Annotated in this window: 12 protein-coding genes, 10 tRNA genes and 2 rRNA genes (1 of these 24 cut by a window edge); all 24 read right to left on the minus strand. The window is 48.3% G+C overall.

The features are described from left to right. Window positions 1–1367: ribosomal RNA gene (locus SB24_RS09215) — 16S ribosomal RNA — on the minus strand; it reaches 183 nt to the left of the window's first position. Between the two features lie 165 nt (window positions 1368–1532). Then, a tRNA-Ala gene (locus SB24_RS09220) sits at window positions 1533–1608 on the minus strand. Between the two features lie 4 nt (window positions 1609–1612). Further along, window positions 1613–1689, minus strand: a tRNA-Pro gene (locus tag SB24_RS09225). Window positions 1690–1705: 16 nt separating this feature from the next. Beyond that, window positions 1706–1782: transfer RNA gene (locus SB24_RS09230), tRNA-Arg, on the minus strand. Between the two features lie 11 nt (window positions 1783–1793). Then, window positions 1794–1879, minus strand: a tRNA-Leu gene (locus SB24_RS09235). Window positions 1880–1893: 14 nt separating this feature from the next. Continuing rightward, a tRNA-Gly gene (locus SB24_RS09240) sits at window positions 1894–1968 on the minus strand. 24 nt (window positions 1969–1992) lie between these two features. Continuing rightward, window positions 1993–2074, minus strand: a tRNA-Leu gene (locus SB24_RS09245). A 6-nt stretch (window positions 2075–2080) separates the two neighbouring features. Further along, window positions 2081–2156: transfer RNA gene (locus SB24_RS09250), tRNA-Lys, on the minus strand. 36 nt (window positions 2157–2192) lie between these two features. Continuing rightward, a tRNA-Thr gene (locus SB24_RS09255) sits at window positions 2193–2268 on the minus strand. A 5-nt stretch (window positions 2269–2273) separates the two neighbouring features. Next, window positions 2274–2349, minus strand: a tRNA-Val gene (locus SB24_RS09260). Window positions 2350–2363: 14 nt separating this feature from the next. Further along, window positions 2364–2440: transfer RNA gene (locus tag SB24_RS09265), tRNA-Ile, on the minus strand. 100 nt (window positions 2441–2540) lie between these two features. Beyond that, a 16S ribosomal RNA gene (locus SB24_RS09270) occupies window positions 2541–4090 on the minus strand. A gap of 326 nt (window positions 4091–4416) precedes the next feature. Next, the gene (gene lysS, locus SB24_RS09275) at window positions 4417–5916 is read right to left on the minus strand and encodes a lysine--tRNA ligase (protein ID WP_039252990.1); all 1500 of its coding nucleotides are present in this window, start codon (window positions 5914–5916) and stop codon (window positions 4417–4419) included. A gap of 89 nt (window positions 5917–6005) precedes the next feature. Further along, window positions 6006–7007 (minus strand): tRNA dihydrouridine synthase DusB, encoded by a 1002-nt coding sequence (gene dusB, locus SB24_RS09280; protein ID WP_007409948.1) that lies wholly within the window; start codon window positions 7005–7007, stop codon window positions 6006–6008. A 21-nt stretch (window positions 7008–7028) separates the two neighbouring features. After that, a complete protein-coding gene (locus SB24_RS09285) occupies window positions 7029–7238 on the minus strand; it encodes a helix-turn-helix domain-containing protein (protein WP_003150668.1) in 210 nt (69 codons plus the stop codon). Continuing rightward, on the minus strand, window positions 7190–7693 hold the full coding sequence (gene folK, locus SB24_RS09290; RefSeq protein WP_007409947.1) for a 2-amino-4-hydroxy-6-hydroxymethyldihydropteridine diphosphokinase: 504 nt from the start codon (window positions 7691–7693) through the stop codon (window positions 7190–7192). The genes SB24_RS09285 and folK overlap by 49 nt, the downstream gene beginning before the upstream one ends. Further along, window positions 7690–8052: a dihydroneopterin aldolase gene (gene folB / locus SB24_RS09295; protein ID WP_022552479.1), complete on the minus strand. Its 363-nt coding sequence runs from the start codon at window positions 8050–8052 to the stop codon at window positions 7690–7692. The genes folK and folB overlap by 4 nt, the downstream gene beginning before the upstream one ends. After that, on the minus strand, window positions 8045–8902 hold the full coding sequence (gene folP / locus SB24_RS09300; protein ID WP_007409946.1) for a dihydropteroate synthase: 858 nt from the start codon (window positions 8900–8902) through the stop codon (window positions 8045–8047). Before folP ends, folB begins: the two co-directional genes overlap by 8 nt. Next, a complete protein-coding gene (gene pabC, locus SB24_RS09305; RefSeq protein ID WP_082020262.1) occupies window positions 8883–9767 on the minus strand; it encodes an aminodeoxychorismate lyase in 885 nt (294 codons plus the stop codon). Before pabC ends, folP begins: the two co-directional genes overlap by 20 nt. Then, window positions 9764–10351 carry an aminodeoxychorismate/anthranilate synthase component II gene (pabA, locus tag SB24_RS09310; RefSeq protein WP_007409944.1) on the minus strand — a complete coding sequence of 196 codons (588 nt, stop codon included), beginning with the start codon at window positions 10349–10351 and terminating at the stop codon, window positions 9764–9766. Before pabA ends, pabC begins: the two co-directional genes overlap by 4 nt. Before the next feature lie 6 nt (window positions 10352–10357). Further along, complete coding sequence (gene pabB / locus SB24_RS09315) at window positions 10358–11779, minus strand: aminodeoxychorismate synthase, component I (RefSeq protein WP_032870894.1); 1422 nt, start codon at window positions 11777–11779, stop codon at window positions 10358–10360. A gap of 167 nt (window positions 11780–11946) precedes the next feature. Continuing rightward, window positions 11947–12873: a cysteine synthase A gene (cysK, locus tag SB24_RS09320; RefSeq protein WP_039253001.1), complete on the minus strand. Its 927-nt coding sequence runs from the start codon at window positions 12871–12873 to the stop codon at window positions 11947–11949. Between the two features lie 75 nt (window positions 12874–12948). Next, complete coding sequence (locus tag SB24_RS09325) at window positions 12949–13839, minus strand: peptidyl-prolyl cis-trans isomerase (protein ID WP_033575241.1); 891 nt, start codon at window positions 13837–13839, stop codon at window positions 12949–12951. Between the two features lie 45 nt (window positions 13840–13884). Next, window positions 13885–14760, minus strand: a complete 876-nt coding sequence (hslO, locus tag SB24_RS09330; RefSeq protein WP_004264606.1) for an Hsp33 family molecular chaperone HslO — start codon at window positions 14758–14760, stop codon at window positions 13885–13887. Between the last annotated feature and the right edge of the window lie 2 nt (window positions 14761–14762).

A 14762-nucleotide genomic window follows, 5' to 3' on the forward strand; every position in this document is an offset into this window, starting at 1 on the left:
TGATCCGCGATTACTAGCGATTCCAGCTTCACGCAGTCGAGTTGCAGACTGCGATCCGAACTGAGAACAGATTTGTGGGATTGGCTTAACCTCGCGGTTTCGCTGCCCTTTGTTCTGTCCATTGTAGCACGTGTGTAGCCCAGGTCATAAGGGGCATGATGATTTGACGTCATCCCCACCTTCCTCCGGTTTGTCACCGGCAGTCACCTTAGAGTGCCCAACTGAATGCTGGCAACTAAGATCAAGGGTTGCGCTCGTTGCGGGACTTAACCCAACATCTCACGACACGAGCTGACGACAACCATGCACCACCTGTCACTCTGCCCCCGAAGGGGACGTCCTATCTCTAGGATTGTCAGAGGATGTCAAGACCTGGTAAGGTTCTTCGCGTTGCTTCGAATTAAACCACATGCTCCACCGCTTGTGCGGGCCCCCGTCAATTCCTTTGAGTTTCAGTCTTGCGACCGTACTCCCCAGGCGGAGTGCTTAATGCGTTAGCTGCAGCACTAAGGGGCGGAAACCCCCTAACACTTAGCACTCATCGTTTACGGCGTGGACTACCAGGGTATCTAATCCTGTTCGCTCCCCACGCTTTCGCTCCTCAGCGTCAGTTACAGACCAGAGAGTCGCCTTCGCCACTGGTGTTCCTCCACATCTCTACGCATTTCACCGCTACACGTGGAATTCCACTCTCCTCTTCTGCACTCAAGTTCCCCAGTTTCCAATGACCCTCCCCGGTTGAGCCGGGGGCTTTCACATCAGACTTAAGAAACCGCCTGCGAGCCCTTTACGCCCAATAATTCCGGACAACGCTTGCCACCTACGTATTACCGCGGCTGCTGGCACGTAGTTAGCCGTGGCTTTCTGGTTAGGTACCGTCAAGGTGCCGCCCTATTTGAACGGCACTTGTTCTTCCCTAACAACAGAGCTTTACGATCCGAAAACCTTCATCACTCACGCGGCGTTGCTCCGTCAGACTTTCGTCCATTGCGGAAGATTCCCTACTGCTGCCTCCCGTAGGAGTCTGGGCCGTGTCTCAGTCCCAGTGTGGCCGATCACCCTCTCAGGTCGGCTACGCATCGTCGCCTTGGTGAGCCGTTACCTCACCAACTAGCTAATGCGCCGCGGGTCCATCTGTAAGTGGTAGCCGAAGCCACCTTTTATGTCTGAACCATGCGGTTCAAACAACCATCCGGTATTAGCCCCGGTTTCCCGGAGTTATCCCAGTCTTACAGGCAGGTTACCCACGTGTTACTCACCCGTCCGCCGCTAACATCAGGGAGCAAGCTCCCATCTGTCCGCTCGACTTGCATGTATTAGGCACGCCGCCAGCGTTCGTCCTGAGCCAGGATCAAACTCTCCGATAAAGTAGTTTGACTGACTACGCACATCGCTGTGCGATTTATTTAAAACTTTGAATTAACAGGTACGTTTTGTCTTGTTTAGTTTTCAAAGATCATTTTGTTCACTTTCTCAAGCAACTTTTTAAGTATATAATAAGTTTCTTTTAAAGTCAACATATTTTTTATAAATGGTGGAGCCTAGCGGGATCGAACCGCTGACCTCCTGCGTGCAAAGCAGGCGCTCTCCCAGCTGAGCTAAGGCCCCGAAGTGGTCGGGAAGACAGGATTCGAACCTGCGACCCCATGGTCCCAAACCATGTGCTCTACCAAGCTGAGCTACTTCCCGATTTTTAAAAATATTATGGCGCGCCCGAGAGGAGTCGAACCCCTAACCTTTTGATCCGTAGTCAAACGCTCTATCCAATTGAGCTACGGGCGCATAACAATGAATGCCGAGGGCCGGACTTGAACCGGCACGGTAGTCACCTACCGCAGGATTTTAAGTCCTGTGTGTCTGCCAATTCCACCACCCCGGCGCGGATGGTATAGTTGGAGCGGAAGACGGGATTCGAACCCGCGACCCCCACCTTGGCAAGGTGGTGTTCTACCACTGAACTACTTCCGCATACAGGATAACTATCCTGTATAATGCGGGTGAAGGGACTTGAACCCCCACGTCATAAGACACTAGATCCTAAGTCTAGCGCGTCTGCCAATTCCGCCACACCCGCGTAACATGGTGAGCCATGAAGGACTCGAACCTTCGACCCTCTGATTAAAAGTCAGATGCTCTACCAACTGAGCTAATGGCTCTTTTTAAAAGACTTATGTTATTATCTTGTCCAAAAATGGTGCCGGCCAGAGGACTTGAACCCCCAACCTACTGATTACAAGTCAGTTGCTCTACCAATTGAGCTAGGCCGGCAAATATGGTGGAGGATGACGGGCTCGAACCGCCGACCCTCTGCTTGTAAGGCAGATGCTCTCCCAGCTGAGCTAAGGCCCCGTATTGGGTAAAGATGGTGGGCCTGAGTGGACTCGAACCACCGACCTCACGCTTATCAGGCGTGCGCTCTAACCAGCTGAGCTACAGGCCCATCTACCATATGAAAGAATCAAAGTTCCTTCAAAACTAAACAAGACAGGGAACGTTCTGTTTATAAGACCCAAGGTCTTATATTCCGTTAAAATCCTTAGAAAGGAGGTGATCCAGCCGCACCTTCCGATACGGCTACCTTGTTACGACTTCACCCCAATCATCTGTCCCACCTTCGGCGGCTGGCTCCATAAAGGTTACCTCACCGACTTCGGGTGTTACAAACTCTCGTGGTGTGACGGGCGGTGTGTACAAGGCCCGGGAACGTATTCACCGCGGCATGCTGATCCGCGATTACTAGCGATTCCAGCTTCACGCAGTCGAGTTGCAGACTGCGATCCGAACTGAGAACAGATTTGTGGGATTGGCTTAACCTCGCGGTTTCGCTGCCCTTTGTTCTGTCCATTGTAGCACGTGTGTAGCCCAGGTCATAAGGGGCATGATGATTTGACGTCATCCCCACCTTCCTCCGGTTTGTCACCGGCAGTCACCTTAGAGTGCCCAACTGAATGCTGGCAACTAAGATCAAGGGTTGCGCTCGTTGCGGGACTTAACCCAACATCTCACGACACGAGCTGACGACAACCATGCACCACCTGTCACTCTGCCCCCGAAGGGGACGTCCTATCTCTAGGATTGTCAGAGGATGTCAAGACCTGGTAAGGTTCTTCGCGTTGCTTCGAATTAAACCACATGCTCCACCGCTTGTGCGGGCCCCCGTCAATTCCTTTGAGTTTCAGTCTTGCGACCGTACTCCCCAGGCGGAGTGCTTAATGCGTTAGCTGCAGCACTAAGGGGCGGAAACCCCCTAACACTTAGCACTCATCGTTTACGGCGTGGACTACCAGGGTATCTAATCCTGTTCGCTCCCCACGCTTTCGCTCCTCAGCGTCAGTTACAGACCAGAGAGTCGCCTTCGCCACTGGTGTTCCTCCACATCTCTACGCATTTCACCGCTACACGTGGAATTCCACTCTCCTCTTCTGCACTCAAGTTCCCCAGTTTCCAATGACCCTCCCCGGTTGAGCCGGGGGCTTTCACATCAGACTTAAGAAACCGCCTGCGAGCCCTTTACGCCCAATAATTCCGGACAACGCTTGCCACCTACGTATTACCGCGGCTGCTGGCACGTAGTTAGCCGTGGCTTTCTGGTTAGGTACCGTCAAGGTGCCGCCCTATTTGAACGGCACTTGTTCTTCCCTAACAACAGAGCTTTACGATCCGAAAACCTTCATCACTCACGCGGCGTTGCTCCGTCAGACTTTCGTCCATTGCGGAAGATTCCCTACTGCTGCCTCCCGTAGGAGTCTGGGCCGTGTCTCAGTCCCAGTGTGGCCGATCACCCTCTCAGGTCGGCTACGCATCGTCGCCTTGGTGAGCCGTTACCTCACCAACTAGCTAATGCGCCGCGGGTCCATCTGTAAGTGGTAGCCGAAGCCACCTTTTATGTCTGAACCATGCGGTTCAAACAACCATCCGGTATTAGCCCCGGTTTCCCGGAGTTATCCCAGTCTTACAGGCAGGTTACCCACGTGTTACTCACCCGTCCGCCGCTAACATCAGGGAGCAAGCTCCCATCTGTCCGCTCGACTTGCATGTATTAGGCACGCCGCCAGCGTTCGTCCTGAGCCAGGATCAAACTCTCCGATAAAGTGTTTGACTGACTACGCACATCGCTGTGCGATTTATTTAAAACTTTGAATTAACAGGTACGTTTTGTCTTGTTTAGTTTTCAAAGATCATTTTGTCTTTCGTTCAAGCGACTTTATTATTATATCTTATCAATCTCTTGAAGTCAACAACTTTTTAAATTTCTTTTTTCGTCAGCGCCTTGTTTAGCGGCAACGAATAATAATATACCACCTCACAAATAATAGTGCAATAGTTTTTTAAAAGAAAATCAAAAAAGTTTTACGAGCGGCTTGTTTCTAAAAAAGCGCCGTACTGCGATAAGCAGAAACGGCGCCTTCCCTTTTATTAGCGTTGTCTCATTTGAGGGAATAATAAAACGTCTCTGATAGACGGAGCATTTGTTAACAGCATGACAAGGCGGTCGATACCGATACCCAATCCCCCGGTCGGCGGCATGCCGTATTCAAGAGCTTCAACGAAGTCTTCATCCATCATATGCGCTTCATCGTTTCCTTCTTCTCTTTCTTTTAACTGCGCTTCAAAGCGTTCCCTCTGGTCAATAGGGTCATTCAGCTCCGTAAACGCATTAGCGTGCTCACGGCCGACGATAAACAGTTCAAAACGGTCTGTAAAGCGAGGGTCCTCCGGATTTTTCTTAGCAAGAGGAGAAATCTCTACAGGGTGGCCGTAAATAAATGTAGGCTGAATGAGTGTTTCTTCAATTTTTTGTTCGAAGAATTCATTGATGATATGACCCACCGTCATTGAGTTTGTGATCTCGATACCATGCTCTTTTGCATGACCGCGCGCTTCTTCAACAGTCATCTCATTCCAGAAATCTACACCTGTCGCTTCTTTGACCGCATCTACCATGTGGAGTCGTTTCCACTCAGGTTTCAGATCAATCTGCTCTTCGCCGTACTGGATTGTGGTGCTTCCAAGCACTTCCTGCGCAATATGTGCAACGAGGTTTTCCGTAAGGCTCATAATATCTTTATAATCGGCGTACGCTTCATACAGCTCGATCATCGTGAATTCAGGGTTATGGCGTGTAGAAACACCTTCATTACGGAACACGCGGCCGATTTCGTAGACTTTTTCCAATCCGCCGACAATCAGGCGTTTCAGGTGCAGTTCAATCGCAATACGCATATAAAGAGGCATATCGAGCGCGTTATGGTGCGTGATGAACGGGCGTGCAGACGCTCCTCCCGGTATGCTGTGCATCGTAGGTGTTTCAACTTCTAAGTATCCATGGTCATCTAAGTATCTTCTCATCGCTTGGATGATTTTGCTGCGTGTGATAAACGTTTGTTTGCTGTCAGGGTTTACGATGAGATCGAGATAGCGCTGGCGGTAACGCTGTTCAACGTCTTTTAACCCATGATATTTATCAGGAAGAGGACGCAGTGCTTTTGTCAGCAGTTCAAAAGATGTCGCTTTGACAGAAAGCTCGCCTACGTTTGTTTTGAAAACTTTCCCCGTGATGCCGATAACGTCTCCGAGGTCTGAAGATTTAAAGATTTCATATTGTTGTTCGCCGACACTGTCTTTTCTTACGTAAATTTGAATTTGACCTTCTAGGTCCTGCAGATGCGCAAAGCCGGCTTTCCCTTTTCCGCGCTTTGTCATCATACGGCCTGCAATGGTCACTTCGATCGCTTTTTCTTCCAGTTCTTCTTTAGAAAGCTCCTGGTAGGCGTCAATGATCTGTTGAGATTGATGCGTTCTCTCGAAACGTTCGCCGAAAGGGTCAATGCCGTTTTCTCTCAGCTGGTTCATTTTATCTCGTCTGACTTGCAGCTGGTCGTTCAATTCCTCATGATTTTGCTCTTCTTGACTCATTGGTATCACTCCGTTACATTTTGATTTCACGAAAAAGCAGAAAAACTGCCAGCGGTAAGCTGGCAGTGAGCAGCAATAGAGGGTGTATATTAACCTACTTTTGCATCTTGAAGCTCTTTTGCCTCTGCTTCGGCGGTAAATGCATCTAAAAGCTGCACAACTTCTTCACGCGTCTCACATTGGTTAATTTCGTTGCGTACATTCGCATTGCCTCTGACACCTTTCAGATACCAGGCAGCGTGTTTTCTCATTTCTCTGACTGCCACATTTTCGCCTTTTAACTTAATCAGGCGGTCTAAGTGCAGTTTGCATACCGACATTTTTTCACGGACTTTCGGTTCGTCTTTTAACTCGCCGGTTTCAAGGTAGTGCACCGTACGGTAAATCATCCACGGGTTGCCGAGTGCGGCCCGGCCGATCATGACGCCGTCAACTCCTGTTTCCTCAAGCATGCGTTTCGCGTCCTGAGGCGTTTTGACATCACCGTTTCCGATGACGGGAATAGAGACGGATTGCTTCACTTCTTTAATGATATCCCAGTTCGCAGTGCCTTCATACATTTGCACTCTTGTGCGGCCGTGCAGGGCAACGGCTTTTCCGCCGGCACGTTCAACGGCTTGGGCGTTTTTCACCGCATAAATGTGCTCTTCATCCCAGCCCATTCTCATCTTCACTGTAACCGGCTTATCAACAGCATCTACTACTGCGGATACCATTTCATAAATCTTATCGGGATCGAGAAGCCATTTGGCGCCCGCGTCACATTTTGTAATCTTGGGTACGGGACATCCCATGTTAATATCAATAATATCAGCAGTCGTGTTTTGATCTACAAACTTCGCCGCTTCCACAAGGGTTTCCTTTTTCCCTCCAAAAATCTGAAGGCTGAGCGGTTTTTCACGTTCATCAATGTAAAGCATCCCCATTGTTCTTGCGTTGTTGTAAAGAATCGCTTTGTCACTGACCATTTCAGCGCATACCAATCCGGCTCCGAATTCCTTTACAGTCAATCTGAACGCTGAGTTGCAGACACCGGCCATAGGGGCAAGCACAACCCGGTTTTTCAATTGAATATCACCGATTTTAAACATTTTTCCCCTCCTTTCATTTGTCTATTTTTCAGGCGGGGCCAATTCGTCCGCACTTATATTTAAAACATCTGCCGCATCTTGAATGATGGCATCTGACGGCAATCGGTTTCCGCGTTCAATTTCACCGACAATAGAAACTGATATACCTAATGCTTTTGCAAATCCTTCTTGAGTATAACCTTTCAGCTTTCTGAATGCACGAATTCGCCTACCCCAGATTTCTGCTTCCATACTCTTACACCTTCTTGGTTTGTTTCAGCGCTTATCGTGATATGATCCGCCTGCGGACATATTTCTTTTAACGGCGCAAGGACAAATAAGCGCTCATACATTCTCGGATGCGGAACAATCAGCCGCTCTGTTTCAATATTTTCACGATTATACAGCAAAATGTCAAGGTCTGCCGTCCGCGGTCCCCAGCGAATCTCTCTCGTTCTGCCTAATTCAGCTTCAATGCTCTGCGTTACATCAAGAAGTTCAAAAGGAGATAACGACGTTTTCACTTCAACCGCCATATTGAGAAACTGATCTTGATCCTCATAGCCCACGGGATCTGTTTCATATATGGAGGACACCTTTGACACCGTCACGCCATGATGCCGGCTGAGCATGGCCACTGCCTGACGCAAATAATGTTCACGGTCGCCCATATTGGAGCCGAGGCCGATATATGCCGTATTGTTCATGATTTCTTTCTCGTCATTTCTATGGCCACTGATTTATAATGGCCGGGAATCGGCGGGTCAGGCTTAACAACCTTTACCGTACATTGCTGCACCGGCTCAAATTTCTTAAGGACGGTGTCTGCGATCCGTTCCGCAAGGGTCTCGACCAAATTAACGGGCTCGCCCTCAACAATGCCGCGGCAGACACTGTACAATTCCGCATAGTTAATGGTATAAGAAAGGTCATCCGTTTTTCCCGCTTTGCTCAAATCCAGTTCGGCAGTCAGGTCTACTTTGAAGCGCTGGCCGAGTTTGTTTTCTTCTTCGAACACGCCGTGATATCCGTAAAACTCCATACCTTCCACATATACTTTATCCATAATGTACGCCTCCTTTGTTCAACATAGCATCCATCATCTTCGTCATTCTTGCGATCTCTTTGACATCGTGCACCCTCACAATATCGCAGCCTTTTTGGACGCCAAGGCATACTGTCGCTCCCGTCCCCTCGGCACGTTCTTCAGGAGGAAGGTCAAGCACACGGCCGATGAACCTTTTTCTCGATGTCGCCAGGAGCAGCGGATAACCTAACCCGCTGAACACCTCCAGCTTGTTCATGACAGCCAGATTGTCCTCATAGTTTTTCGCAAAGCCGATCCCCGGATCCAGAATCATGTTTTCATCTGTGACGCCGGCTTCCGCGGCAATTTTTACGCTTTCCATCAAGTCTGCAAGCATATCAGGAATAAGATCGTTGTAGTTTCTTTCCATGCGATTATGCATTAAGATAATCGGAACCCCGTGTGCGGCGGCTACTGACGCCATGTCAGGGTCACCTTTCGCCCCCCAGATGTCATTAAGGATAGAGGCTCCCGCCTTGACCGCTTCGTCTGCCACGGACGCTTTGTACGTATCGATTGAAAGCGGAATGTCCAGCTCGCTTGTGATCCGCTCTATGACTGGGATGACTCGTGACATTTCCTCATCAGCCGACACGAGTGATGCGCCGGGTCTTGTCGATTCGCCGCCGATATCTATGATATGCGCCCCTTCTTCAGCCATCTTCGCCGCATGCAGAAGCGCCCTTTCCGTACTGTCGTATTTACCGCCGTCAGAGAAGGAGTCTGGCGTTACATTTAATATCCCCATAACGAGCGTCTTCTCTTTATAGGACAGAGCGCCTTTTTTTGTATGAATCAGTTTAGGCTGTTCAATTGTTTGCTGCGCCATTTTGTTCCTCCTCCTGTACATTCGTTTTGTTTATTTCCTGCTGATAATGCTTACGGAGCAATTGCACCGTTTTTCCGCTCACTCCGGGCAGCGGCACTTCCTCTATTTTAGAAAACGGAATGATTTCAAGCACGGAGTTTGTCAACCATGCTTCATCCGCTTCAAGCATTGATTGAAAACGGAATCGGCCTTCGGTGACTTCTGTCCCCTGCCGTTTCAATTCATCAATGACAAACTGTCTCGTTACACCATCGAGAATTCCCGTATCCAAGGATGGCGTAAAGACCTTGTCTCCTTTTCGCCAAAACACGTTGGAGACAATGCCTTCCGCGACATCTCCTTCTCCGGTCAGGAAAATGCCTTCAAGATTGGGATCATTCCCGATCTCCCGTTTAGCATACATGTTGTTTAAATAGTGATGGGATTTTAACCGAAAAGTTCCTTCAGGCGTATTTCTCCTGATAGAGAGAAGCCTGCCTTCTTTTTGAACAGGCAGAGTTTCCGGATTGAGCCGGTTGACGAAACAAAGGACGGTCGGCTTTTCATAAGTCTGCGCGGCAAACCCTTTATCGCTGACGCCTGCCGAGATGTTAAGCCGGACACGCGCGCTGCCGTCCTTGATGTCATTGAGGAGCAACAGTCTCCGGAGCATATCAAGCAGCTCCTGTTTGTTCACCTCATATGCAATCTGCAGATCCCGAAGCGCCCTGTTGAGCCTGGCGACATGCGCATCCGGCAGAAACGGCCGGCCGCTGTAAAGCCTGAACGTCTCGAACGCGCCGATCCCGTACAGATAACCATGGTCAAAAGGAGAAAGCGCCGCTTCTTTCTCCTCTATATATTGACCATTCAAATATATAATCACACCGTCACTTCCTTTTTGCGGTGTGTCTCTATAAAGTTTCTGAGCATCTCTTTGCCGAAGGAGGTCATGATGGATTCCGGATGGAACTGAACACCTTCAACAGGCAGCTCATTATGGCGGATTGCCATAATTTCTCCTTCTTTGGTTTGAGCGGATACCGTAAAACAATCCGGCAGCGTGTCCGCTTTGACAATAAGTGAATGGTACCGGGTGGCGACAAGCGGATTTTGCAGGCCTTTAAAAATCGTCTGTCCGTCATGCATAACTTCTGACGTTTTGCCGTGCATGAGCCGCTCCGCTCTGACGACGTCGCCGCCGAATACTTGCGCAATCGACTGATGTCCGAGACATACGCCGAAAATAGGAATACTGCCGGCAAAATGTTTGATCGCTTCGAGGCTGATCCCCGCTTCATCAGGACTGCACGGCCCGGGTGAAATCATTAAGAAGTCCGGACCCAGCTCTTCAATCTGCTCAATCGTAATCTCGTCATTCCGTCTGACGATCAGTTCCTCCCCGAGTTCACCCAAATATTGAACCAAGTTGTACGTAAATGAATCATAATTGTCAATCATTAAAATCATCTCTGCTCACCTCGTCTGATTTTTTGTCTCTTCTTCGCTCAGCTCTAACGCCTTTTTCATCGCAAAAGCTTTTTTGAACGATTCCTTGTATTCATGCTTCGGAACCGAATCAATGACTACTCCTGCTCCGGACTGCATGAAAGCATGTCCGCCGGCTGCATAGATCGTCCGGATCACAATGTTAAACTGCAAATCTCCGTTGAATCCGAACCAGCCTATAGATCCAGTATAAAGCCCCCGTCTTGTCGGCTCAAGCTCTTCTATAATTTCCATCGTTCTCACTTTGGGCGCTCCCGTGATGGTGCCCCCCGGGAACACCGCATGAATAATGTCTGTCGCGTCATATCCGTCCTGCAGCTCTCCCTGTACGTTTGACACGATATGCATGACGTGGGAATACTTTTCGATCGCCATAAATTCGTTAACCCGCACGGAGCCGTAGCGCGATACGCGCCCGAGGTCATTGCGCTCAAGATCAACAAGCATGACGTGTTCCGCACGTTCTTTTTCGTTGTGAATTAATTCATCAGCCAAAGCCTTGTCTTCAGCATCGTCTTTTCCTCTTGAACGCGTACCCGCGATGGGTCTCGTTTCAAGCTTCTTCCCCTTCTTTGTCACCAATAGCTCCGGCGACCCGCATATCACTTGAAACCCCGGTGTCTCGAGATAGGCCATGTAAGGAGACGGATTGACGTTTCTCAAGTGTTTATACACCTCATACGGATGAACGGATAAGGACTGAGACTGCCTGATGGACAAATTAACCTGGAACACATCGCCGCTCGCGATATATTGTTTAATTTGTTCTACAGCCTGCGAAAATCCTTCTTCAGTGAACGGAGCGGCGTACGATCCGTCCCCATTCCGATTCAGCGGTGAAAAAGGCTCGTCCGCCGTTTGGAGGGAACACCACATGTCCTCTAAGCGGGACAGCTTTTCTTCCGCAAGATCCGCTTCTTCCGCTTCAGTATGGGTAATGAGCCATAACGCCTCTTCCTCATGGTCATAAACGGCCACATCATCAAAAACAAGAAAGTAAATATCAGGTGTTTCCAGATCATCTAACGACAGCATCTTAAAATTCTCAATATATCGGGCGTAGTCGTAACTGATAAAACCAATCGCACCGCCCTGAAAGTCCGGAAACTCAACGTTTGTTTCCGTTCCGAGCGTTCCAAACCATTCATGAAAGGCCCGCAGCGGGTCACCTTCTTTAAACAGTGTTTCCCCCTCATGCTTGATCGTTGTAATTCCGTCTTTCCCTCTGACGGACGCAATCGGATCTAGACCGGCTATACTGAATCTTCCCCCTCTCGCGCTTTCGAGCAGAACATGCCGTTTTCTCGATTTCGAAAGGTTTTCATATCGCTGTAAAAATGCTTGTTTCGTAAAAGGTATTTTTCTTCCTGCCGGTCTGCGTTGTGCCATCATATCAATCCTCTGCTTCGTTTTACTGTAGTTTTATTTTAAAGCAATCACACTGGTGAAAAAAGTGAATTTCACTTCCAACCATAAAATTCGAAACGTTTTTTGGATTTCCGATGCTTCAGGCACAAAAAAACTCCCGGATACAGCCGGGAGCCGTGTGTATGTCTCTATTCAAACTGATAAAGCGGTGTGCTTAAGTAACGTTCCCCGTTACTAGGGATGATCGCAAGCACTTTCTTGCCTTTCCCCAATTTTTTCGCGATTTCCAGTGCCGCGTAAATGGCTGCTCCGGAAGAAATGCCGCCGAGAATCCCTTCTTCTTTTGCCGTTTTACGGGCATATTCAAATGCATCCTCGTTTTTGACGGGAATGATCTGATCATAGATGTCCGTATTCAATGTTTCAGGGACAAATCCCGCTCCGATACCCTGAATTTTATGCGGGCCCGGTTTTCCGCCGGAAAGAACTGGAGAATCCGCCGGCTCTACCGCATAGATTTTTATGGATGGATATGATTCTTTCAGCACTTCGCCCGCTCCCGTGATGGTTCCGCCGGTACCGATTCCGGCCACGAACGCATCAAGCTGGTCGTCACCAAACTGTTCTACGATTTCTTTCCCCGTCGTTTGGCGGTGAATTTCCGGGTTTGCCGCATTGTTGAATTGCTGAGGCACAAAGTATCCGTGTTCCTCGGCAAGTTCTTCCGCCTTTTTAATGGCGCCCTTCATTCCTTCTGCGCCGGGAGTCAGCACAAGCTCCGCTCCGTATGCGCGCAGCAGATTGCGTCGTTCCATACTCATCGTATCAGGCATAACGAGAATGGCTCTGAGACCTTTAGCCGCTGCCACCATCGCAAGACCGATTCCTGTATTTCCGCTTGTCGGTTCAATGATTGTGTCGCCGGCTTTTAATTTTCCTTCTTTTTCAGCCGCTTCAATCATCGCCACTCCGATACGGTCTTTTACGCTGCTGCCCGGATTCATGTATTCAAGCTTCAGATATACATCTGCACTGTTTTCATCCGTCAGGCGATTCAATTTCACAATAGGAGTATTTCCGATTAGTTCAGTAATAGAATTTGCAATACGCACCATGTTGGACACCTCAATTTCCGACTAAATTTATTGGTATTATAAATATAAGTTATCAATTTCAAAATTTTTTGTCAATCATTTAGTTCTTTTTTCCCCGTAGAACCAAGAGACCCCCGCCTCTTTCCACAGCGTTTTGACTGTCGCCTTGTCACCTAATTGATCCATCGCGATCTGGCGTCTGATTTGGCTCTTCACTTCATTATATGAGAAAGTTCTCGATTTAAGCTTTTCTTTCAGCTGAATGACGGCGTATCCTGAAGAAACTTTAATCGGTTCAGCGGACCATTCATCTTCTTTAAGACTTTTAGCTTCTGTGATATATGCCTGCGGGATATTTTCCTGGTTTTCTGTCACAAAGCCGAGGTCTCCGCCATACTGAGACGTATATCTGTCCGTGGAACGTTCAGCGGCGACGGCTTCAAAGCTGGAACCGCCTTTCAAATCAGCAAGCACCCTGTCCGCCTCATCTTTGTTTTTGACGACAATGTGCCGGATTCTGTAGGAATCATCGAAATGGTACAATTCTTTATTTTTATTATAAAATGATTGCATTTCCTTATCCGATATATCGATGTCCTTCGTCAGCAGTTCTTCAAGAAGAATGTTGTAGCGGATCTGGTCTCTCCATTCTTTTTCGGTAATATGGCTGTCTTCATAAAATGAATTATCTACCGCTTTGATTAAAAGAAATTCCCGCTCCAATTCGCTGTTTGAAACTGTAAGTTTATTCTTTTTCGCAAGCTCTTCCACTACTTCCGCATTAATCATGTCTTCCAGAGTTGATTTTCCGTACTGGTCTTCCATCTTTTTCATCCAGTCTTGCCGTGTGATATGTTTATCACCGATTGTCGCGATGGATTCTTCAGATGACCCCGCGGCTTGGGATTTTGTTAACTTATACGCCACTGTCACACTGCATACTAACAGCGCCGCTACAATAATCGTCAAAAGTGTTCTCGATTTCAAAATCTACCCCATCCCTTTTATAAAATAGAACAACCCGCTAAAGAGCTAGCGGGTTGTTTCGTCACGAAGCTCTTCCAGTTCTTCTTTTGTAAATAAATATTTCTCATTACAAAAATGGCAAACCGCTTCGGCTTTTCCGTCTTCTTCTATCATATCTTGTATTTCTTTTTTGCCTAGTCCTAAAATGGCCGTTTCGAATCGATCTTTTGAACAAGAACAGTGAAATTTGACCGGCATTGTTTCGAGAACGTCCGGTTTTTGACCCAGAACTTCTTCTAAGATTTCTTCCGGTGTCAGGCCTTTTTGAATCAATTTTGAAATCGGTTCGATTTGAGATAATTGCTTTTCAATTGTTGAAATGGTTTCTTCATCAGTCCCCGGAAGAAGCTGAATGATGAATCCGCCCGCAGCGAGAATCGTGTTATCAGGATTTACTAGAACACCTACGCCGACAGATGAAGGGACTTGTTCAGAAGAAACAAGGTAATACGTGAAGTCATCACCGAGTTCACCCGAGACAATCTCTACTTGTCCCGTAAAATAATCACGCAAGCCCAAATCTTTTACGACACTGAGTGTTCCGTCAGTTCCGACCGCCCGTCTGACATCCAGTTTCCCTTGTTCATTGAGGTCAAAATGAACGTGCGGGTTTGATACGTATGCTCTTACCTCACCCTTTGCGTTCGCATCTGCGACAATGGCTCCGATCGGGCCGCCGCCTTCTATTTTGACTGTCAGCTTATCTTCACCCTTAAGCATCGCTCCGAGCATCAGAGAAGCTGTCATCGTCCGGCCGATTGCGGCTGATGCCGTCGGCCACGTGTCATGCCTTCTTTGCGCTTCATTAACCATATCTGTCGTTCTGGCTGCATAAGCCCGCACTTTACCGTCATATGCAATTGCTTTAATTAAATAATCCATCG

The organism is Bacillus sp. Pc3, from assembly GCF_000815145.1.
In the GTDB taxonomy this organism is placed as follows: domain Bacteria; phylum Bacillota; class Bacilli; order Bacillales; family Bacillaceae; genus Bacillus; species Bacillus velezensis.

What these genes read in the sequence shown, in the direction of transcription:
- pabB (WP_032870894.1), bottom strand. Translation starts at nt 11,779, where the DNA reads ATGGCACAACGCAGACCGGCAGGAAGAAAAATACCTTTTACGAAACAA.
- cysK (WP_039253001.1), bottom strand. Translation starts at nt 12,873, where the DNA reads ATGGTGCGTATTGCAAATTCTATTACTGAACTAATCGGAAATACTCCT.
- SB24_RS09285 (WP_003150668.1), bottom strand. Translation starts at nt 7,238, where the DNA reads ATGGAAGCAGAAATCTGGGGTAGGCGAATTCGTGCATTCAGAAAGCTG.
- folP (WP_007409946.1), bottom strand. Translation starts at nt 8,902, where the DNA reads ATGGCGCAGCAAACAATTGAACAGCCTAAACTGATTCATACAAAAAAA.
- pabA (WP_007409944.1), bottom strand. Translation starts at nt 10,351, where the DNA reads ATGATTTTAATGATTGACAATTATGATTCATTTACGTACAACTTGGTT.
- dusB (WP_007409948.1), bottom strand. Translation starts at nt 7,007, where the DNA reads ATGTTTAAAATCGGTGATATTCAATTGAAAAACCGGGTTGTGCTTGCC.
- lysS (WP_039252990.1), bottom strand. Translation starts at nt 5,916, where the DNA reads ATGAGTCAAGAAGAGCAAAATCATGAGGAATTGAACGACCAGCTGCAA.
- folB (WP_022552479.1), bottom strand. Translation starts at nt 8,052, where the DNA reads ATGGATAAAGTATATGTGGAAGGTATGGAGTTTTACGGATATCACGGC.
- folK (WP_007409947.1), bottom strand. Translation starts at nt 7,693, where the DNA reads ATGAACAATACGGCATATATCGGCCTCGGCTCCAATATGGGCGACCGT.
- hslO (WP_004264606.1), bottom strand. Translation starts at nt 14,760, where the DNA reads ATGGATTATTTAATTAAAGCAATTGCATATGACGGTAAAGTGCGGGCT.